The organism is Rhodobacter sp. SGA-6-6, assembly GCF_011043545.1.
Lineage (GTDB): Bacteria > Pseudomonadota > Alphaproteobacteria > Rhodobacterales > Rhodobacteraceae > Pseudogemmobacter.
Window position 1 is genome coordinate 21,766 of sequence record NZ_JAAKGP010000003.1, and the last position, 18,200, is coordinate 39,965.

The window sequence follows — 18,200 nt, forward strand, 5'->3', positions numbered from 1 at the left end:
TGGGGCAGTAGCTCAGTTGGGAGAGCGTATCGTTCGCAATGATAAGGTCAGGGGTTCGATCCCCCTCTGCTCCACCAATGACCTTCTTCCGTAAGATCTGACGACGGCGCGAAGGGTGGATTTAGTCCGCCAGACGATCCCGTGCTGCGGGTGCCATCGCGCGCGGGCCATCGTCTTTCCCTCGCCCGGCCGGTATCGGCCCTCGGAGACAGCCGCCGGAGACCCCTATTCCGGTTCCTCGAAATGCCGGGGGAACAGCCTTGCCGCGCAGGTGCGGGCGGTGGCGAGGGCCTCGGCCATGGAATAGGGCTCGGCCATGGTCATCATGTCCAGCCAGACCCCCTCGACCGTGACCCGCAGGATGCGGGCGAGGCGGGCGGGCTGGCCGGAATAGCCGCCCTCCTCCATCAGCCGGGCGCAGATCGCCTCCATCGTGGCGTTGTAGGCCGCATCCTTCTCGCCGCAGCTTTCCTGATACATCGGCCGGCTCTGCGCCTCGCCCCAGAAGGCGCACCAGGCGGCGAGGCGGTCGGGAGTGCAGATCGCCGGCGAGAAATCGGCCTCGATCAGCGCGGCAAGCTGCTGCGCGGGCGAAGGGCCGGCGGCCTCCAGCGCGGCCTGCCAGTTCTGCCGGTATTCCTCGGCCAGGGCCGAGAGGGTCTCGGCCAGCAGCCCCTCCTTGGTCTCGAAGTGGAACAGCACCAGCCCGTGCGACAGGCCGGCGATGCGGGCCACCTCGGTCAGGGTGGTGCGGGCCAGGCCGCGGGTAGCAAGGGTGCGAATCGTCGCCTCGATGATCTGGGCGCGGCGGGCCTCGCGGCTCATGGTGCGGGGCGGCCGGGCTGCCTCGGGGGCAGGCCCGGCGGCGGGATCGGAGGCGGGGGCGTCACGGGTCACTTCGGCGGTCCTTCCCTGGGGGCGGAGGTTTCCGGCAGGGATTTCGCCGGTTCTTCAGCAGTCTGTCCGGCCGGGGGACCGGACGGGCGGCATGGCCCGATAATCCACCGCCCGTTGTAACGCAACCGTTGGGGGATGGAACTATTCTTGTTCTGATTGACAACTCAGTCAATGGCGTGACAGTCTGACGCAGCAGCCACCGACGAGAGCCCCGATGACCGAGAGACTGGCCCCGCCCCGCCGCGACCTGACCAAATCCAACGCGCAGTTCCGACGCGCGGTGCAGCGGCTGCCCCTGGGCGTGTCCTCGACCTTCCGCTACTGGGGCGACGACCGCACGGTCTATGTCCACCACGGCAAGGGCGGGCGGTGCTGGGACATCGACGGCAATCCTTACGTCGACTACCGGCTGGGCTATGGCCCGGCGATCCTGGGCTATGCCGACGACCGCGTGGATGCGGCGGCCCGCCGGGGGATGGAGGTGGGCGGCGTCTTCGCGCTGTCGACCGAGAAGGAGCTGATCGTCGCCGACCGGATCGCGAAGATGGTGCCGGCGGCGGAGCTGGTGCGGTTCTCCAACTCCGGGACCGAGGCGGTGATGGCGGCCCTGCGGCTGGCCCGGGCGCATACGGGCCGCGAGGAATACCTGCTGGTGGAAGGCGGCTACCACGGGCTTTTCGATGCGGCGATGTGGATGGCCGACATGGACGGCTGGGCCCCGGGCGGCAATGCCGACCCCGAGGTGGTGCCCTATGGCAAGGGCATCCCGCCGACGGTGAAGAAGCTGGCGCATCTGGTGCCGATGAACGACCTGCAGCGGCTGGAGGACACCTTCAAGGCCCATGGCGACCGGCTGGCGGCGATGCTGATCGAGCCGATCCAGGGGAATTGCTGCGGGATCTCGGCCCGGCGCGACTACGTCCAGCTGGCGCGCGAGTTGTGCGACCGCTACGGGGTGCTGCTGATCATCGACGAGGTGAAGACCGGCTTCCGGGTCGGCAAGGGCGGCATCCAGGGCATCCTCGGAGTCAAACCCGACATCACCACCTTCGCCAAGGCCGTCGCCAACGGCTACCCGATCGCGCTGGTGGCCGGGCGGGAGGAGGTGATGCGGACCTTCCGCTACGGCGGCGCCTCGCACGGCGGCACCTATACCGCGCATTCTGTCTCGCTCGCGGCGGCCGAGGAATGCCTGCGCATCCTCGACGAGACTCCGGCGCTGGAGACGCTGGCCGGCCATGGCGAGAAGCTGAAGGCCGGCATCTCCGACATCCTGAACGCGCGGGGGATCACGCATAGCTTCTCGGGCCACCCGTCGATGTTCGGCATCTTCTTCGCCGCCGAGCCGCCGGACAATTACCGGGCCTGGAAGACCTCGGACTATTCCTTCTACGACCGGATGGCTCATTACCTGCACGACCTGGGGGTGATCGTGGAGCCGGATAGCCGCGAGCCCTGGTTCATGTGCGAGGCGCATGGGCTGGACGGCACCTGCCTGACCGACACGCTGAAGGCGGTGGAATATGCGGTGGACCTGACCCTGCAGGACCAGGCCGACGGCACGCTGGATGCGGCGGAATGACCGCGATGCTCATCGCACGGCTTCGCCTGCTCTTCGCGGATCTTCCGACGAGGCACGAAGTGGCCGAGGAGGCGGAATGACCTACGATGCCGTCATCGTGGGCGCGGGGCACAACGGGCTGGTGACGGCCTGCTATCTGGCGCGGGCCGGGATGAACGTCTGCGTGGTGGAAAAGAACGACTGGATCGGCGGCGCCGCCGTCAGCCGCGAGCTGTTCCCGGGCTTCACCTATTCCAACTGCTCCTATGTCTCCTCGCTGTTCCGGCCCGAGATCATGCGCGACCTGGAGCTGCCGAAGCACGGCCTCCAGATCCTGCCCTACGAGGGCGGCGCGGTGTTCCAGGAGGGCGGCGGCTATCTCGGCATGTTCCGCGACCACGACGCCAACCGCCGCGAATTCGCCCGGCACTCGAAGCGCGACGCCGAGGCTTACGACATCTACGCCCGCGACGTGCTGCGCTTCTGCCGCTTCATCCGGCCGATGCTGATGCGGACGCCGCCGGACCCCTCCAGCTTCCGCCCCCGCGATCTGGCGGAACTGATGTGGCTGGGCAAGCAGATGGGCGCGCTGTCGGAACGGACGCGGGCGCGGATGGTGCAGTTCTGGACCATGAGCATCGCCGATTTCCTGGACGAATATTTCGAGAGCCCGGTGATCAAGGGCTATCTGGCGGTCTCGGCCATCATCGGCACCGCGCTTGGCCCGATGTCGCCCGGCTCGGCCTATGTCCTCTTGCACCACTACATGGGCGACGTGGACGGCAATGTCGGCGCCTGGGGCTTCGCCCGCGGCGGCATGGGGGCGATCACCAAGGCGCTGACCGCTTCGCTGCGGGCGGCGGGGGGCGAGGTGCGCGTGGGGCAGGGGGTGGAGAAGATCCTGGTCCGGGGCGGCCGCGCCATGGGGGTGGTGCTGGCCAATGGCGACGAGGTTCGGGGCCGGCGCGTGATCTCCAACATGGATGTGAAGCGGACCTTCCTGAAACATGTCGACGAGGCGGAACTGCCCGGCGATTTCGTGAAGCGGGTGAAGGCGTTCAAGATCCGCGGATCGTCCGGCAAGCTGAACATCGCGCTGGACAGCGCCCCGGTGTTCCCGGCCCTGCCGGAAGGGGCGCCGAACCTGAAGGGCGACCTCCACTTCACCGATTCCATCGAGAAGATGGAGCGCGCCTATGACGACTGGAAATCCGGCCATTTCAGCCGCGACCCGTTCCAGGACGTGATGATCCCGACCATGATCGACCCGACGATGACCCCGCCGGGCAAGCATTTCATGTCCTCCTTCGTGCAATATGCCCCGCCGAAGATCGAGGGTCGCGACTGGACCGACGCCGACCGCGACGCCTTCCGCGACACCTGCCTGGACCAGATCGAAGCCTATTCCCCGGGGTTCAAGGACCGCGTGCTGCATGTCGAGGTCCGCACCCCGCGCGAGCTGGAGGCCGAGGTGGGGCTGACCGAGGGCAACATCTTCCAGGGCGAGCTGACCTTCGACCAGTTGCTCTTCAATCGCCCGGTGCCGGGCTATGCGCAATACCGCAGCCCGATCAGGGACTTGTGGATCTGCGGCTCCTCCACCCACCCCGGCGGCGGGGTGATGGGCGCGCCGGGGCGGAACGCGGCGGCCGAGGTGCTGCGCGAGGCCGGGATCAAGGGGGGGATGCGCGATGCCTATGCGGTCCTCTGAGGTGATCGTCATCGGCGGCGGGGTCAACGGCCTCGCCTGTGCGGCCCGGCTGGCGGCGAAGGGCCGCAAGGTCACCCTGCTGGAGGCCGGCGCGGCGGTCGGCGGCGGGGCGGGAGAGCGGGAATTCGCCCCCGGCTACCGCGCGCCGGCGCTGGCGCATCTCACGCAGGGGCTGGATGCCCGGGTGGTCGAAGGGATGGCGCTGGAACGCCACGGGTTGGCCTTCCATCCGGCGCTGGCGACCACGGTGCTGTCCGGGGCGGCGGAGCCGCTGCTGGTGCGGGGCGGCAAGACCTCCGGCCCGGATACGGCGGCCTGGGAGGCGCTGCACAGGAAGCTCTCCGGCTTCGCCCGGGTGCTGGCGCCGTTCCGGCAGATGCGGCCGGTAAGGCTGGCCGGCGAGAACCGGCTGTTCGGGCTGGCGCGGCAGGGCCTCGGCATCCGAGGGCTTGGCCGCGGCGACTTCCGCGAGTTGCTGCGGATGGTGCTGATCAACGTCCATGACGTGGCCGAGGACGAGTTGACCGACGACCGGCTCAAGGGCCTCTTGGCCTTCGACGCCACGCTGGGGGCCTGGCTCGGGCCGCGGTCGCCGAACTCGCTGATCCTCTACCTCGACCGGCTGGCGAGGGGGGCCGATCCGCTGCTGCCGAAAGGGGGCATGGGGGCCTTGGCTACCGCGCTCGGCCGGGCGGCGGAGGCGGCGGGAGTGAAGGTCCGCACCGGGGCACAGGTGGAGCGGGTGCTGGTGGAGGGCGACCGGGCGGTCGGCGTCCGTCTGGCGGGCGGCGAGGAGATGCGGGCGGGCCTCGTGGTCTCCGCCATGAACCCGCGCACCACCTTCCAGAAGCTGGCCGGCGCGGCGGCGCTGGATGCGGGGTTCTTCAAGGCGGTCGGCCATATCCGCGCGCGCGGGGCGGCGGCGAAGCTGCATCTCGCCCTGCGCGGCGCGCCGGAGTTCCGAGGCGCGGACCCCAGGTCCCGCATCGTCATCACGCCCTCGTCCGAGGCTGTCGAAAGCGCCTTCAACCCGGTGAAATACGGCGAGGTGCCCGGGGCGCCGGTGATGGAGGCGATCCTGCCCTCGGCGCATGAGCCCGGGCTGGCGCCCGAGGGCCATCATGTCCTGTCCGCCATCGTGCAATACGCCCCCCATGCGCCGAAGGCGGGGCTGGAGGCGGCGCGGGCGGAAATGCTGGAGAACACGCTCAAGGTGCTGGAGGCGCAGTCCCCGGGATTGCGCGGCCTGATCGTCCATGCCGAGTTGTTAATGCCGCAGGACATCGAGGCGCGGTTCGGCATGGTCGGCGGCAACTGGCACCATGGCGAGCTGGCGGTGGAGCAGATGCTGTTCAACCGGCCCACCTTTGCGGCGGCGCAATACGCGACCCCGCTGCCGGGCCTGTGGCTGGCCGGCGCGGGCAGTCACCCGGGCGGCGGCATCGACGGGGCCGCGGGCTGGAACGCGGCGCAGGCGATCCTGGAGGCGAAGGCATGACCGCGCTGACCCATTTCCGCACCCCGCTGTTGCAGACGCCGTTCCATGCCCGCACGGCCGCGGCCAATGTGCTGAACCGCTGGGGCCCCTGGGGCGGCTACATGACCGCGCTCTGCTTCGGCGATGCGGACATGGAATATACCGCGATCAGGAACGGCGCCTCGGTCTACGACCTGTGCCCGATGGTGAAATACCGCATCACCGGCCGCGATGCGGCGGGTTACCTGAACCGGCTGACCCTGCGAGATGCGGGCAGGCTGTCGGTCGGCGGGGTGCAATATACCGGCTGGACCGACGACGACGGCAAGCTCCTGGACGACGGCACGCTGTTCCGCCACGGGCCCGAGGACTATCTGATCTGCTGCCAGGAGCGGCACCTGCCCTGGTTCCTCGCCTCTGCCGAAGGCTTTGAGGTCGAGGTGGCGGAGGTCACCGAGGAGATCGCCGCGCTGTCGCTGCAAGGCCCCTGCTCGGCCACCGTCCTGCAGGCGGCGGGCTTCGATGTCTTCGCGCTGAAGCCCTTCCGCATGGCGCGCTTCCCCTTTGCCGGCGGCGAGATCACCGTCTCGCGCACCGGCTTCACCGGCGATCTGGGCTACGAGCTGTGGATGGAGCCCGGGCAGGCGCTGCCGCTCTGGGACCACCTGATGCAGGCCGGCGCGCCCTGGGGCATAAGGCCAATCGGCACCGACGCGCTGAACCTCGCCCGGATCGAGGCCGGGTTCATCATCGCCAACATGGATTTCATCCCCGCCCATCAGGCCCTGCGCGAGGACCGCGCCCGCAGCCCGCTGGAACTGGGGCTGGGGTGGATGATCGACTGGGACAAGGGCCCCTTCACCGGCCGCCGGGCGCTGCTGGCGGAGAAGGAGAAGGGGTCGGACTGGGTGCTGGTCGGCCTGGACATCCCGGGCAACGTCAGCGCCGAGGGCTCGATCCTCTATTACGACAAGCGGGCGGAGGCTGGGATCGTCACCGCCGCCGCCTGGTCGCCGGCGCTGAAGGCCAATGTCGCCATCGCGCAGGTGAAGGCGCGCCATGCGACGGGCGAGAACCTCTGGGTCGAAATCTATGCCCTGCGCGAGTTGCAATATGCCAAACTGATGGTGCCGGTGACGGTGGCGGAGCGGCCCTTCTTCAACCCGGCCCGCAAGCGCGCCACCCCGCCGGGGAGGGTATGACCGATGCAAAGCCAGCCTGACCGCCAGCCGAACGGAAACCGGACGTCGCGCGACGTCCGGGGCGGTTTCCGCGCGGAAACCGCCGGAGGGAGGGTGTGATGGACGACCACCGCCCCCCGCAATCGCCGCGCCTCGACCATTGCCCCGAGGGGCTGCCCCGCGCCGCCTACCTGGACCCGGGCTGGTATGCCCGCGAGATGGAGACGATCTTCGCCCGGGAATGGGTGATGGTCGGGCGGCTGTCCTCCTTCGCCCCCGGCACGATGCGGCGGGCGCTGGTCGGCACCGCTCCGGTGATCGTCGCGCGCGGCGCCGATGGCGCGGTCTCGGCCTGGCACAACTCCTGCCCGCACCGCGGTTCGGAACTCTGCCGGGGCGAGGAGGAACCGCTGGGCAAGCTGATCCGCTGCCCCTATCACGCCTGGTCCTTCGCGGCGGCGGACGGGCGGCTGGTCTCCACCGCCCATGCGGTGCCGACGGCGGATTTCGACCGGGCGGCGCATGGGCTGCGGCCGGTCTCGCATCGGGTCTGGAACGGCTTCCTGTTCCTGAATCTTGCCGCCGATCCGGGCGGGATCGACGCGGATGGCGGGCTGCAGGCCCTGGACAACTGGCCGATGGAGGAACTGGTCACCGGCCACCGCTGGGAGGTGGATCTGGCCTGCAACTGGAAGGCCTTCTGGGAGAACTATTCCGAATGCCTGCACTGTCCCGGCATCCACCCGGAGTTGTGCGACATGGTGCCGATCTACGGCAAGGGCATCATGGGCGCCTCCGAGGCGGTCGGCTGGACGCCCGACCAGCCGGCGGAGCGCAGCCTGAAGCCCGGGGCGGAAAGCTGGACGCTGGACGGCGCCCCTTGCGGCCCGGTCTTCCCCGGCCTGACCGAGGCCGAGCGCGAGGCGGGCTATACCTTTGTCACCCTCTGGCCCTCGGCCTATGTGGTGGCGCATGTCGATCATGTCCGCTCGGTCCGGCTGGTGCCGGAGGGGCCGGAGAAGACCCGGCTGGTCGCCGAATGGCACTTCCCCAAGGAGACGCTGGCGCAGCCGGGCTTCGATGCGGCGCAGGTGGCGGCTTTCGCCAAGATCGTGATGGAGCAGGACGGGGCGGCATCGGAAATGAACCACCGCGGCATCCGCTCGCCGGCCTTCACGGCGGCGCGGCTGATGCCCGAGGAATATTACATCCACCGTTTCCACCGATGGGTTCTCGACCGGATGGAGGGGAAAGCATGACCGAACTGCCGATGAAATCGCTTGCCATCCCGAACGACTGGGACCGGACCGGCCTGCCGGCCTGGACCTATCACAGCGAGGCGCTGTTCCGGCTGGAACGCGACAACGTGTTCCTGAACCACTGGCAGGTGGCTGGCCATGTCAACGACATCCCGGCGCCGGGCGACTGGCTGGCCTTCGACCTGCTGGGCGAACGCGCCGTCGTCATGCGCGGGCAGGACGGCGTGGTGCGGGCCTTCCACAACCTTTGCCGCCACCGCGGCGCGCGGGTGGTGGACGGCGAGCAAGGCCATTGCCGCGGCGCGGTGGTCTGTCCCTTCCACGGCTGGGTCTACAACCTGGACGGCACCCTGCGCGGGGCGGCGCAGCCCACCACCTTCGGCACGCTGGACAAGGCGCAGTTCGGGCTGAAGCCGATCGAGATGGAGATCTTCCACGGCTTCGTCTTCCTGCGCTTCCACCCCGGGCCGCAGGCTTCGGTGGCGGAACTGCTGTCGCCCTATGCCGCCGATTTCGCCGCCTACGAGGCGGCCACGCTGCTGCCGGCCGAGCAGGCGACATGGCATACCGAGCTGCCGGTGAACTGGAAATCGGTGCGCGACGTGGACAACGAGGGCTATCACGTCGCCCTCGCCCATCCGGCCCTGCAGGAGCTGTATGGCCGCGACTACCGCGACATCTACCTGCCCGAGGGGCTGCACGTCTCCTTCGGCTTCTTCGGCGACAAGCCGGGGCGGCGCTGGTCGGTGCGGCACTACGTCAAGCACGCGCCGGAGCAGCCGCGGCTGCCCGGCCACCTGCGCAAGACCTGGAGCTACTACGGGCTTTTCCCCAACACCGTGATCGCCTTCACCCCCGAAGGGGCGCAGTTCTACCACGACCTGCCGGTCGGTCCCGGCCGCACCCACCTGACCGGGCGCACCTACCGTTTCCCGAACGAAAGCCGGCAGCAGCGGCTGGCCCGCTACCTTGCGGCACGGATCGACCGCGACACATCGGCCGAGGACCAGCAGCTGACGATCTGGTCGAACGAATCGATGAAGAGCCAGGCCTTCGACGGCTTCCACCTGTCGGACATGGAATGGGGCCTGCGCCGCCACCACGACCGGCTGCGGATGCTGGTTCCGGTGATGACCCGGACCGAGGCGCCGGCCGAGACGGAAATGGCCGCCCTGAACAAGGAAATGCTTGGCAGGGGCTGAGTTCGGGTTAAGGCTTTGACAGAAGAAGGCCGCGCCAGACGGCCGATCCCCCAACAGAGGAGAAGACCCATGAAGCTGACACGTCGCTCCACTCTTGCGGCCCTGACGGGCGGTTTGGCGATGCCCTATGTGCGCCCCTCCTGGGCGCAGGCGGGAACGGTGAACGTCTACAACTGGTCGGACTACATCGGCGAGACCACCCTTGCCGATTTCGAGGCCGAGACCGGGATCGGCGTGGTCTACGACCTCTATTCCAGTTCCGAGGAGGCGCAGGCCAAGCTGTTCGCCGGATCGACCGGCTATGACGTGGTGCTGCATTCCGGCATGTCGATGGGCCGCTTCATCGAGGCGGGGGTGTTCCAGAAGCTGGACAAGGCCAAGCTGCCGGGGCTGGTCAACCTGGACCCCGAGCTGATGAAGATCGCCGAGAGCTTCGATCCCGGCCACGAATACGGCGTGCCCTACATGTGGGGCTCGGTCGGCATGACCTACAACCTGGACATGGTGAAGGAACGGCTGGGCGAGGATGTGGACCTTGCGGATCTGGGGGTGATCCTGAACCCCGAGACGGCGGCGAAGCTGGCGGATTGCGGCATCTCGCTTCTCGACAGCCCGACCGACTTCGGCTTCATGGTGATGAAATACCTCGGGATCGACCCGGATACCGCGGGCGAGGCCGAATACGAGAAGCTGGCCGAGGCGGTGGCGCCGATCCGCCAGTATGTCACCACCTTCGACAATGCCAACTACCTGACCACTCTGCCCAATCAGGAGTTGTGCGCGGCCAATACCTGGTCGGGCGACTATGGCGTGGCGAAGACGCGGGCGGCCGAGGCCGGGATCGACGTGAACCTGGCCTATTTCGTGCCGAAGACCGGGGTGCCGGGCTGGTTCGACTTCTGGGTGATGCCCTCGGACGCGCCCAATGTCGACAACGGCCACGCCTTTATCGACTACCTGCTGCGGCCCGAGGTGATCGCGGCCTGCACCGACTACACCGGCTATGCCAATGCCAACAAGGCGGCCACCGCGCTGGTCTCGCCCGAGATCGCCGCCGACCCGGCGGTCTATCCTGATGCCGAGACGCTGAGCCGGATGTATACGCCCAAGCCGCAGACCGATGCGCAGGAAGAGGCGATGACCCGGATCTGGACCAAGATCAAGACGGGCGGCTGACCGGATGTCCGCCTCCGAGGCCGGACCCTTCCTGAAGATCGAAGGGGTCTCGAAGTCGTTCGGTTCCTTCCAGGCGGTCCGCGACGTGTCGCTGACCGTCGAGAAGGGCGAGATCTTCGCCTTGCTCGGCGGGTCGGGCTGCGGCAAGACCACGCTTCTGCGGATGCTGGCGGGGTTCGAGGAGCCGACCTCGGGCCGCATCTTCCTGGACGGGCGCGACATGGCGGGGGTGCCGCCGTGGAACCGGCCCGTCCACATGATGTTCCAATCCTATGCCCTCTTCCCGCATATGACGGTGGCGAAGAACGTCGCCTACGGGCTGAAGCACGAGAAGATGACCAGGGCCGAGCGCGACGCCCGGGTGGCCGAGATGCTGGATCTGGTGCAGCTGACCCCCTTCGCGGGGCGCAAGCCGCACCAGATTTCCGGCGGCCAGCGGCAGCGGGTGGCGCTGGCCCGGGCGCTGGCGCGGCAGCCGAAGCTGCTGCTGCTGGACGAGCCGCTGGCGGCGCTGGACAAGAAGCTGCGCGAACATACCCAGTTCGAGCTGATGTCGATCCAGGCCCGCACCGGGGTGACCTTCATCGTGGTGACCCACGACCAGGAAGAGGCGATGACGCTGGCCGACCGCATCGCGGTGATGGACAAGGGCCAGGTGAAGCAGGTCGGCAGCCCGACCGAGATCTACGAATTCCCCAACAGCCGCTTCGTCGCCGGCTTCATCGGCTCCATCACCTCCTTCGAGGCCAGGGTGACGGGGCGGGAGGACGGCCTTCTGGCGGTGGAGGTGCCGGCCTTCGGCACAAGGGTGATGGCGCGGGACGTGGCCGGAGTGACGGAGGGGCAGGCGGTGACGCTGGCGCTGCGGCCCGAGAAGCTGACCATCTCGAAGGACCGGCCCGAGGGGCCGAACGCGGTGGAGGGGATGGTCAAGGACCTGGCCTATTTCGGCAAGGACAGCCTCTACCGGATCAGTCTGCCCTCGGGCGCGCTGGTGCAGGCCCATGCGGTGAACGCCCGCCGCGGGACCGAGGCGGCGCGGGTCGCCGACTGGGACGACCGGGTCTGGCTGGGCTTCGACCCCGGCGCCGCCATCGTGCTGGCGGAGTAGCGCCATGGCCGGCTCGCGCCTGTCCCGCTGGTTCGACCGCAAGGGCTGGTCCGACCTGATCGTCGGCGCGCCCTATATCTGGCTGCTGGTGTTCTTCCTGCTGCCCTTCCTGGTGGTGGTGGCGATGAGCGTCGCCACCAAGACCTCCACCGCGCCGCCGATCAGCTGGGGCGGCGAGGTGCCGCTGGTCAGCTGGGAGGCCTATGCCCGCGTCTTCGGCGACGGGCTCTACCTGCGGGCCTTCCTGACCTCGGTGCTGAACGCTGCGGTGGCGATGGTTCTGTGCCTGCTGATCGGCTACCCGATGGCGCTCGGCCTTGTCCGGGTGGCGCCGGCCTGGCGCAACATCCTGCTGATGCTGGTGATCCTGCCGTTCTGGACCTCGTTCCTGCTGCGGGTCTACGCCTGGATGGGGCTGATGGGGCGGAACAGCTGGTTCAACGGGATGCTGACCGACGCCTGGAACGTCCTTGTCCCGGTGGACTGGGCGGTGAGGTCGATCCCGATGATGAACACCAATTTCGCCGTCGTGCTGGTGATGGTCTACACCTACCTGCCCTTCATGATCCTGCCGCTTTACGCCAGCCTCGAACGGCTGGACCCGACGCTGGACGAGGCGGCGATGGACCTGGGGTCCAAGCCCGCGCGGGTGTTCTGGGACGTCACCCTGCCGCAGAGCATCCCCGGCATCATCGCCGGCGGGATGCTGGTCTTCATCCCCGCCGCCGGGGAACTGGTGATCCCGACGCTGGTCGGCAATGCCTCCTCTCCGATGATCGGGCGGGTGATCTCGGACGAATTCGCCCAGGCGCGGGACTGGCCGATGGCCTCGGCGGTGGCGGTGGTGCTGCTGCTGATGATGGTGGTGCCGACCATGCTCTACAGCCATTTCCAGGCCCGGGCGGAGGGATCGAAATGAAGCGTCGCCCGGTCTTCCTGATCACCATGCTGGCCTTCGGCTTCGCCTTCTTCTACATCCCGATCCTGTCGATGATCGTCTATTCGTTCAACGAAAGCCGGCTGGCGACGGTCTGGGGCGGGTTCTCCACCAAGTGGTATGTCTCGCTGTTCTCCAACCGGCAGGTGCTGGCGGCGCTGGTGCTGTCGCTGAAGATCGCCTTCATCTCGGCCTCGATCGCCACCATCCTCGGCACCATGGCCGGCATCGCGCTGGCCCGCTTCCGCGCCTTCCGCGGCCGGGTGATGTTCTCGGGGCTGGTGACAGCGCCGCTGATCATGCCCGAGGTGATCACCGGCATCTCCAGCCTGATGTTCTTCATCATGCTGGCGGAATGGATCGGCTGGCCGGCGCAGCGCGGCTTCACCACGGTGACGCTGGCGCATATCACCTTTTCCATGGTCTTCGTCACCACGGTGGTGCAGGCGCGGATGATCCAGGCCGACCGCGCCATCGAGGAGGCGGCGATGGACCTCGGCTCCCGCCCCTGGCAGGTGCTGTTCGACGTGACGCTGCCGGTGATCTTCCCCGCCATCCTGTCGGGCTGGCTGCTGGCCTTCACCATCTCGCTGGACGATGTGGTGATCACCTCCTTCACCACCGGGCCGGGGTCGACCACGCTGCCGCTCTTGATCTGGTCCAAGGTCAAGCTGGGGGTGACGCCCGACATCAACGCCCTGGCGACGCTGATGGTGCTGGTGGTCGGCGCCGGGGTGCTGATCGCCGGGATCGTGATGAACCGGGCCGCGGCCCGGGCCAGCGCCGACGCGCGGCTGGCCTACCGGGCCAACGAATGAGGGGGCTGCTGGGGGTTCCGCTGGGCGCGCGCGGGTCGGGCCGGGCGCGCTATGGCCGGGCGATGCGGCTTTACGCGACCGGCGCGCTGTCGGCCGCGCAGCTGGAGGCCTATCGGGTGGCTGCCGCCGACGACCGCCGCCCGCCGGGCGAGGTGCTGGAGGACCGCCGCCTGCCCGTGCCGCCGGAGGCCGCGCCCGCGCCGGAATCGCTGGTCCGCGCGCTGGTGGAGGAGGCCGACCGCTACCTTGCCGCGCTGCCCGGACCGGGGGTGGTGGAGGTGCGGACCCTGCTCGCCCGCTGGCGCGACGGGCCGGTGACGCTGCCTGACCCCGCGCCGAATGCGGTGGTCGCGGCGCATCTGGCCCCGGCGCTGGAGGCCGTGGCCGCGGACCAGCCGGCGCTGGCCGGCGCCATCGCCGCCGCCGCGCCCTTCCTGCGCTGGACCACCTATGGCGGCTATCCGCCGGATCAGATCGGCGCGGCCTTCCTGCGTGGCCATGCCTTCTGCTCCATCCTCGGCGAGGGCGGCCCGATCCCGGCGCGGGACTTCGACCTCGGCCTGTTCCTGATCGCGCCGCATCTGCTCTACCGCGACCACGCCCATGCCGCGCCCGAGCTTTATGCGCCCTTGACCGGCCCGCACGGCTGGCGCTTCGGCCCCGGCCGGCCGCTGGTGGCGAAGCCCGCGCATCGGCCGGTGTGGAACCCGCCCAACCGGCCGCACCTGACCAAGGTGGGCCCGGTGCCCTTCCTCTGCCTCTACGGCTGGACGAGGGACATCTGGCAGCCGGCCTCCGTCCTGCCCGCCGCCGACTGGCCCGAACTGGAGGCGCTGCGCCTTGGCTGACCTGCTCATACGCAACGCCCGCATCCGCACCATGGACCTCAGCGCCCCCCGGGCCGAGTGGCTGCTGGTGCACGAGGGCAGGGTGGCCGCCCTGGGGACCGGCGCCCCGCCCGAGGCGGCGGAGGTGATCGACGCCGGCGGGCGGCTGGTGCTGCCGGGGTTCCAGGACGCCCATGTCCACCTGCTTTCGGGCGGGCTGGACATGGCGACGGCGGCTCCGCTCTACGAGGCGGCGACGGAGGTGCAGCTTCTGGCCGCGCTCTCCGCCCATGCCGCGGCGAAGCCCGACCTGCCGCTGGTGATCGGCGCCGGCTGGCAGCCGGGGTTCTTCGGCGACCACAACCTGACCGCGGCGGTTCTGGACCGGGCTGTGCAGGACCGGCCCGCAGTGGCCTACGACTCCAGTTTCCACAACGCCTGCCTGAACTCCCGCGCGCTGGAGCTGGCCGGGATCTGCGACGATACCCCCGACCCGACGAACGGCCATATCCTGCGCGATGCGAAGGGCCGTGCGACCGGGATGCTGCATGAAGAGGCGATCCCCTGGGCCGTCGCCCGGCTGCCGCAGCTGACCGACGAGCACTGGTATCAGGGTCTTCTGGCCGGGCAGGCCCATGCCAATGCCCATGGCCTCACCGGTGTGCTGGACCCGCGCATCACCGATCAGGAGGCGCGGATCTACGCACGCGGGCTGGCGGAGGAGGTGCTGACGCTGCATGTCTGCGGCGCCGCGCTGGTGACAGAAGCGGACAGGCCGGAGACCGCCGTGGCGCGGCTTTCGGCGATGCGGGCGGCCCATCCCGGGCCGGGCTTCCACGTCCATTCGGCGAAATTCTTCATGGACGGCGTGTTCGAGAACCGCACCGCCGCCTGTCTTGCCGACTACGCCGACCAGCCCGGCAATGCGCCCTGCATGTTCGGCGCCGAGCAAACGAAAGCCCTGTTCACCGCTCTCGACGCCGCCCGCTTCGCCATCCATGTCCACGTCATCGGCGACGCCGCCGCCCGTCGCGCCATCGAGGGGCTGGAGGCGGCCCGGGCCGCCAATGCCCCCTGGCCGGCGCAGCACCAGTTGACCCATCTGCAGCTGATGGACCCCGGCGATTACGCCCGGCTGGCGCAGGTGGCGACGGCGAACATCCAGCCGCTCTGGGCGCGGCTGGACCCGTTGATCCCCGACATTGCGCTGGACATGATCGGGACGCAGCGCCACCCCGACACCTATGCCTTCCGCAGGATGCTGGAGGCGGGGGCGGACTGGTGCCTGTCCTCGGACTGGCCGGTCTCCACCCTGAACCCGTTCGAGATCATCGAGACCGCCGTCACCCGGCAGGCGCGGCGGGTGGACGGCCCGAAGGCGCCGTTCCAGCCCGGCCAGCGGATGACGGTGGAGGAGGCGGTGACGGGCTACACCACCCATGCCGCAAGGGCCTGCTGGCGGGCGGGGACGACCGGGCGGCTGCGGCCCGGCTTCTCGGCCGATCTGATCGTGCTGGACCGCGACATCTTCGCCTGCGCGCCGGAGGAGATTTCCGACACGCAGGTGCTGCTGACGCTGTTCCGCGGCAGGGCGGTCCACCGCAGCGGGGTCTGACTGCGGCAAAGGATCACATGCGGAAATGCGCATGTATTGATCCGTGTCAAGGCGTGCCGGCCTGTCGGGCGGCATCCAAAAGGGCGGACGCGCCTTTGACGGAGACCGCCATGACCCGCCTGATGCTGACCCTGTTCTCGATGATCGCCACCACGCTGATGGGGGTGTTCATCGTGGCCGCCCTGACCCTGGGCCATGTCGCCACCCAGCCGATCCTGATCGCCGCCGCCCTCGGCTTCGTGCTGGCGATCCCTGTCAGCTGGCTGGTGGCGAAGCAGATCGCGGGCTGAACGTCAGGCTTCGAGGAACACCCTCACGGTTTCCTCGAACTCGCGCGGCTTGTCGGCGTGCAGCCAGTGGCCGGCGCCCGGCAGCCTGGCGAAGCGGGCCTTGGGGAACAGGGTGCGGATGGTCTCGCGGTGTTCGGGCAGGACGTAGCGGCTGTCGGCGCCGGTCAGGAACAGCGTCGGGTGGTCGAAGCGGCCCTGTGTGTCCGGCCAGCCGACGATCCTGGCCATCTCGGCCTCCAGCACCGGCAGGTTGAGCCGCCAGCGCGGGCCGCCCTCGGCCTTCAGGTCCAGCGATTGCAGGAAGAAGGCGCGCAGGCCCGGGTCCTCGACCACCGCTGCCAGCCTGCGGTCGGCCTCGCCCCGGGTGACGACGCCGGCCAGGTCCAGCCCCATCATCGCGCGGGCGTGGTGGCTCTGGTCGTGGGCGTAGGGAACGGGAGCGATGTCGGCCACCACCAGCCGCCGGATCGCCGCGCCGCCGGTCAGCGCCAGCTGCATCGCCGCCTTGCCGCCCATCGAATGGCCGAGGAGATCGGCCTCGCCGCCGAGCGTTCCGATCACCTCTGCCAGGTCCGCGGCCATCTCCGGGTAGGATTGCGTCGGAAACCGCGGGCTGGTCCCGTGGTTGCGCATGTCCACCGCCACCACGTCGCGCCGGTCGGCCAGCCGGCGGGCGATCACCCCCCAGTTGCGGCCGGAGCCGTAAAGCCCGTGGGCGATGACCAACGGGGGAAAGGCGGCGCCTTCGGTGGCGGGGTGGAGGATCGTGGCAAGCATGACCGTTTCCATAGCGAAACGCGGTGTTCCCTGCCAGAGCGGTTGCATCGCGCCCCGGCGCGCGTAAATTCCCACGCAAGCCGGGAGAAGGGCGCATGAGTGCGGTGACGATCATCCAGATGGCCGACAGGGTCTCGGCGCTCATGGAAGAGCGGCTGTCGGTGCGCGGCCGCACGCTGGCGGAGCAGGTCCGCAAGGCCGGGCGGCGGCTGCCGCGCAAGGTGCGCGAGGCGGCGGCATACCTGGCCGAGGCGGGCGAGATGGCGCAGAACCCCAAGCTGCTGGTCCGGGTGGACGAGGGCGACGTGGCGGCGGCCTACGACATCTGCCTGCGCCATCTGGGCGGGGTGAACCGCGGCGAGCGGCGGAAGTCGGCGCTGCTGGGGGCCGCGGCCTCGGCGGCTTTCGGCATCTTCGTGGTGATGGTGCTGGCGATCGGGGTGATCTACTGGCGCGGGCTGATCTGAACCGGCCTTCCCTTCGGGTAAAGCGCCGAGCGGCTGACCAGCGTCACGGTCACGAAGGCGACGTAGAGCAGCAGATACCACGACCCCAGCTTGGCGAAGCTGACCAACCGATCCGGCGTCTGGCCGGAGTAGAGCCATGTCCCGGTCGCGGTGCCGACATTCTCGGCCACCCAGAGCGCGAGGCTGGACAGGAACGCCGCCAAGGGCAGCGGCATCCACCAGTCATGGTCGTGGATGCGGAACCAGATCCTCGTGCGGCCGTAGACCAGCAGGGTGGCGGCGAACAGCCCCCAGCGGATATCCGGCAGGAAGTGGTGGGCGAAGAAGTTGACGTAGATCGCCGCGGCCAGCAGGACGGTGGTCCAGAACGGCGGATAGGGGGCGAAGCGCATCTCGAAGATGCGGATCACCCGCGCCATGTAGCTGCCGACGCTGGCATACATGAAGCCCGAGAACAGCGGCACGCCCATCAGCTTGAAGAACCCGGGCTCCGGGTAGGCCCATGACCCGGCGGAGACCTTGAACCACTCCATCGCCGTGCCGGTCAGGTGGAACAAGAGGATGACCCGGGCCTCCTCCCATGTCTCCAGCTTCTGCCACAGGAACAGCGCCTGTATCCCGATGGCGAACAGGAACAGCGCGTCGTAGCGGGCGAGCGGCCAGCCGGGTTGCCAGACCAGCTTGGTGCCGATGATCGCCACCAGCAGCAGGCCCCCGAACAGGCAGGCCCATCCCTGCTTCAGGACGAACATGACCAGTTCTGCCACCGCATAGGGCAGGCGGGCGCGGGCCCAGTCCCCCATCCGGCGTTCGAGACTGCGGGTTTCGGGGCGCTGGATCATCGCGGAGGTCCGAAAAGGGAAAGGGCGCGCCATGATCGCGCGCCCCCGGCCG

General features: G+C 69.2%; 17 protein-coding genes and 1 tRNA gene. 15 read left to right on the top strand and 3 right to left on the bottom strand.

From position 1 onward, the window contains the following. The first annotated feature begins 1 nt into the window (after position 1). Positions 2-77: transfer RNA gene (locus tag G5B31_RS06505), tRNA-Ala, on the top strand. A 148-nt stretch (positions 78-225) separates the two neighbouring features. On the opposite strand, the gene G5B31_RS06510 is transcribed toward G5B31_RS06505, so the two are convergent. Next, on the bottom strand, positions 226-897 hold the full coding sequence (locus G5B31_RS06510) for a TetR/AcrR family transcriptional regulator (RefSeq protein ID WP_165014947.1): 672 nt from the start codon (positions 895-897) through the stop codon (positions 226-228). A gap of 214 nt (positions 898-1,111) precedes the next feature. Between G5B31_RS06510 and G5B31_RS06515 the strand changes: the two genes are divergently transcribed. From G5B31_RS06515 to G5B31_RS06575, 13 genes are all read left to right on the top strand, one after another. Beyond that, entirely contained in the window at positions 1,112-2,479 is a 1,368-nt protein-coding gene (locus tag G5B31_RS06515; RefSeq protein ID WP_165014950.1) for an aspartate aminotransferase family protein, read from the top strand. Between the two features lie 76 nt (positions 2,480-2,555). Continuing rightward, on the top strand, positions 2,556-4,169 hold the full coding sequence (locus G5B31_RS06520; protein ID WP_165014953.1) for an NAD(P)/FAD-dependent oxidoreductase: 1,614 nt from the start codon (positions 2,556-2,558) through the stop codon (positions 4,167-4,169). Then, a complete protein-coding gene (locus G5B31_RS06525) occupies positions 4,150-5,667 on the top strand; it encodes an NAD(P)/FAD-dependent oxidoreductase (protein ID WP_205911833.1) in 1,518 nt (505 codons plus the stop codon). The genes G5B31_RS06520 and G5B31_RS06525 overlap by 20 nt, the downstream gene beginning before the upstream one ends. After that, positions 5,664-6,848: an aminomethyltransferase family protein gene (locus tag G5B31_RS06530; protein WP_165014956.1), complete on the top strand. Its 1,185-nt coding sequence runs from the start codon at positions 5,664-5,666 to the stop codon at positions 6,846-6,848. Before G5B31_RS06525 ends, G5B31_RS06530 begins: the two co-directional genes overlap by 4 nt. Before the next feature lie 98 nt (positions 6,849-6,946). Further along, positions 6,947-8,086, top strand: coding sequence for an aromatic ring-hydroxylating dioxygenase subunit alpha (locus G5B31_RS06535; RefSeq protein ID WP_165014959.1), 1,140 nt, complete (start codon positions 6,947-6,949; stop codon positions 8,084-8,086). Further along, a complete protein-coding gene (locus G5B31_RS06540) occupies positions 8,083-9,288 on the top strand; it encodes an aromatic ring-hydroxylating dioxygenase subunit alpha (RefSeq protein WP_165014962.1) in 1,206 nt (401 codons plus the stop codon). The genes G5B31_RS06535 and G5B31_RS06540 overlap by 4 nt, the downstream gene beginning before the upstream one ends. Positions 9,289-9,357: 69 nt before the next feature. Further along, a complete protein-coding gene (locus tag G5B31_RS06545) occupies positions 9,358-10,464 on the top strand; it encodes a polyamine ABC transporter substrate-binding protein (RefSeq protein WP_165014966.1) in 1,107 nt (368 codons plus the stop codon). A 4-nt stretch (positions 10,465-10,468) separates the two neighbouring features. Continuing rightward, positions 10,469-11,575: an ABC transporter ATP-binding protein gene (locus tag G5B31_RS06550; RefSeq protein WP_165014969.1), complete on the top strand. Its 1,107-nt coding sequence runs from the start codon at positions 10,469-10,471 to the stop codon at positions 11,573-11,575. A gap of 4 nt (positions 11,576-11,579) precedes the next feature. Continuing rightward, positions 11,580-12,494 (top strand): ABC transporter permease, encoded by a 915-nt coding sequence (locus G5B31_RS06555; RefSeq protein ID WP_165014972.1) that lies wholly within the window; start codon positions 11,580-11,582, stop codon positions 12,492-12,494. After that, complete coding sequence (locus G5B31_RS06560; protein WP_165014975.1) at positions 12,491-13,330, top strand: ABC transporter permease subunit; 840 nt, start codon at positions 12,491-12,493, stop codon at positions 13,328-13,330. The genes G5B31_RS06555 and G5B31_RS06560 overlap by 4 nt, the downstream gene beginning before the upstream one ends. Continuing rightward, positions 13,327-14,178, top strand: coding sequence for a dimethylsulfonioproprionate lyase family protein (locus G5B31_RS06565; protein ID WP_165014978.1), 852 nt, complete (start codon positions 13,327-13,329; stop codon positions 14,176-14,178). The genes G5B31_RS06560 and G5B31_RS06565 overlap by 4 nt, the downstream gene beginning before the upstream one ends. After that, positions 14,171-15,772: an amidohydrolase gene (locus G5B31_RS06570; protein WP_165014981.1), complete on the top strand. Its 1,602-nt coding sequence runs from the start codon at positions 14,171-14,173 to the stop codon at positions 15,770-15,772. Before G5B31_RS06565 ends, G5B31_RS06570 begins: the two co-directional genes overlap by 8 nt. Before the next feature lie 110 nt (positions 15,773-15,882). Continuing rightward, the gene (locus G5B31_RS06575) at positions 15,883-16,062 is read left to right on the top strand and encodes a CTP synthetase (RefSeq protein ID WP_165014984.1); all 180 of its coding nucleotides are present in this window, start codon (positions 15,883-15,885) and stop codon (positions 16,060-16,062) included. A 3-nt stretch (positions 16,063-16,065) separates the two neighbouring features. On the opposite strand, the gene G5B31_RS06580 is transcribed toward G5B31_RS06575, so the two are convergent. Continuing rightward, a complete protein-coding gene (locus G5B31_RS06580) occupies positions 16,066-16,839 on the bottom strand; it encodes an alpha/beta fold hydrolase (RefSeq protein ID WP_165014988.1) in 774 nt (257 codons plus the stop codon). A 95-nt stretch (positions 16,840-16,934) separates the two neighbouring features. On the opposite strand from G5B31_RS06580, the gene G5B31_RS06585 reads away from it, so the two are divergent. Further along, positions 16,935-17,306 carry a hypothetical protein gene (locus G5B31_RS06585; RefSeq protein WP_165014991.1) on the top strand — a complete coding sequence of 124 codons (372 nt, stop codon included), beginning with the start codon at positions 16,935-16,937 and terminating at the stop codon, positions 17,304-17,306. Here the strand turns inward: G5B31_RS06585 and G5B31_RS06590 are convergent. Beyond that, positions 17,285-18,148 carry a DUF817 domain-containing protein gene (locus G5B31_RS06590; RefSeq protein WP_205911834.1) on the bottom strand — a complete coding sequence of 288 codons (864 nt, stop codon included), beginning with the start codon at positions 18,146-18,148 and terminating at the stop codon, positions 17,285-17,287. The genes G5B31_RS06585 and G5B31_RS06590 overlap by 22 nt on opposite strands. Positions 18,149-18,200 lie beyond the last annotated feature (52 nt).

What these genes read in the sequence shown, in the direction of transcription:
- G5B31_RS06515 (WP_165014950.1), top strand. Translation starts at nt 1,112, where the DNA reads ATGACCGAGAGACTGGCCCCGCCCCGCCGCGACCTGACCAAATCCAAC.
- G5B31_RS06520 (WP_165014953.1), top strand. Translation starts at nt 2,556, where the DNA reads ATGACCTACGATGCCGTCATCGTGGGCGCGGGGCACAACGGGCTGGTG.
- G5B31_RS06525 (WP_205911833.1), top strand. Translation starts at nt 4,150, where the DNA reads ATGCCTATGCGGTCCTCTGAGGTGATCGTCATCGGCGGCGGGGTCAAC.
- G5B31_RS06530 (WP_165014956.1), top strand. Translation starts at nt 5,664, where the DNA reads ATGACCGCGCTGACCCATTTCCGCACCCCGCTGTTGCAGACGCCGTTC.
- G5B31_RS06535 (WP_165014959.1), top strand. Translation starts at nt 6,947, where the DNA reads ATGGACGACCACCGCCCCCCGCAATCGCCGCGCCTCGACCATTGCCCC.
- G5B31_RS06540 (WP_165014962.1), top strand. Translation starts at nt 8,083, where the DNA reads ATGACCGAACTGCCGATGAAATCGCTTGCCATCCCGAACGACTGGGAC.
- G5B31_RS06545 (WP_165014966.1), top strand. Translation starts at nt 9,358, where the DNA reads ATGAAGCTGACACGTCGCTCCACTCTTGCGGCCCTGACGGGCGGTTTG.
- G5B31_RS06550 (WP_165014969.1), top strand. Translation starts at nt 10,469, where the DNA reads ATGTCCGCCTCCGAGGCCGGACCCTTCCTGAAGATCGAAGGGGTCTCG.
- G5B31_RS06555 (WP_165014972.1), top strand. Translation starts at nt 11,580, where the DNA reads ATGGCCGGCTCGCGCCTGTCCCGCTGGTTCGACCGCAAGGGCTGGTCC.
- G5B31_RS06560 (WP_165014975.1), top strand. Translation starts at nt 12,491, where the DNA reads ATGAAGCGTCGCCCGGTCTTCCTGATCACCATGCTGGCCTTCGGCTTC.
- G5B31_RS06565 (WP_165014978.1), top strand. Translation starts at nt 13,327, where the DNA reads ATGAGGGGGCTGCTGGGGGTTCCGCTGGGCGCGCGCGGGTCGGGCCGG.
- G5B31_RS06575 (WP_165014984.1), top strand. Translation starts at nt 15,883, where the DNA reads ATGACCCGCCTGATGCTGACCCTGTTCTCGATGATCGCCACCACGCTG.
- G5B31_RS06580 (WP_165014988.1), bottom strand. Translation starts at nt 16,839, where the DNA reads ATGCTTGCCACGATCCTCCACCCCGCCACCGAAGGCGCCGCCTTTCCC.
- G5B31_RS06585 (WP_165014991.1), top strand. Translation starts at nt 16,935, where the DNA reads ATGAGTGCGGTGACGATCATCCAGATGGCCGACAGGGTCTCGGCGCTC.
- G5B31_RS06590 (WP_205911834.1), bottom strand. Translation starts at nt 18,148, where the DNA reads ATGATCCAGCGCCCCGAAACCCGCAGTCTCGAACGCCGGATGGGGGAC.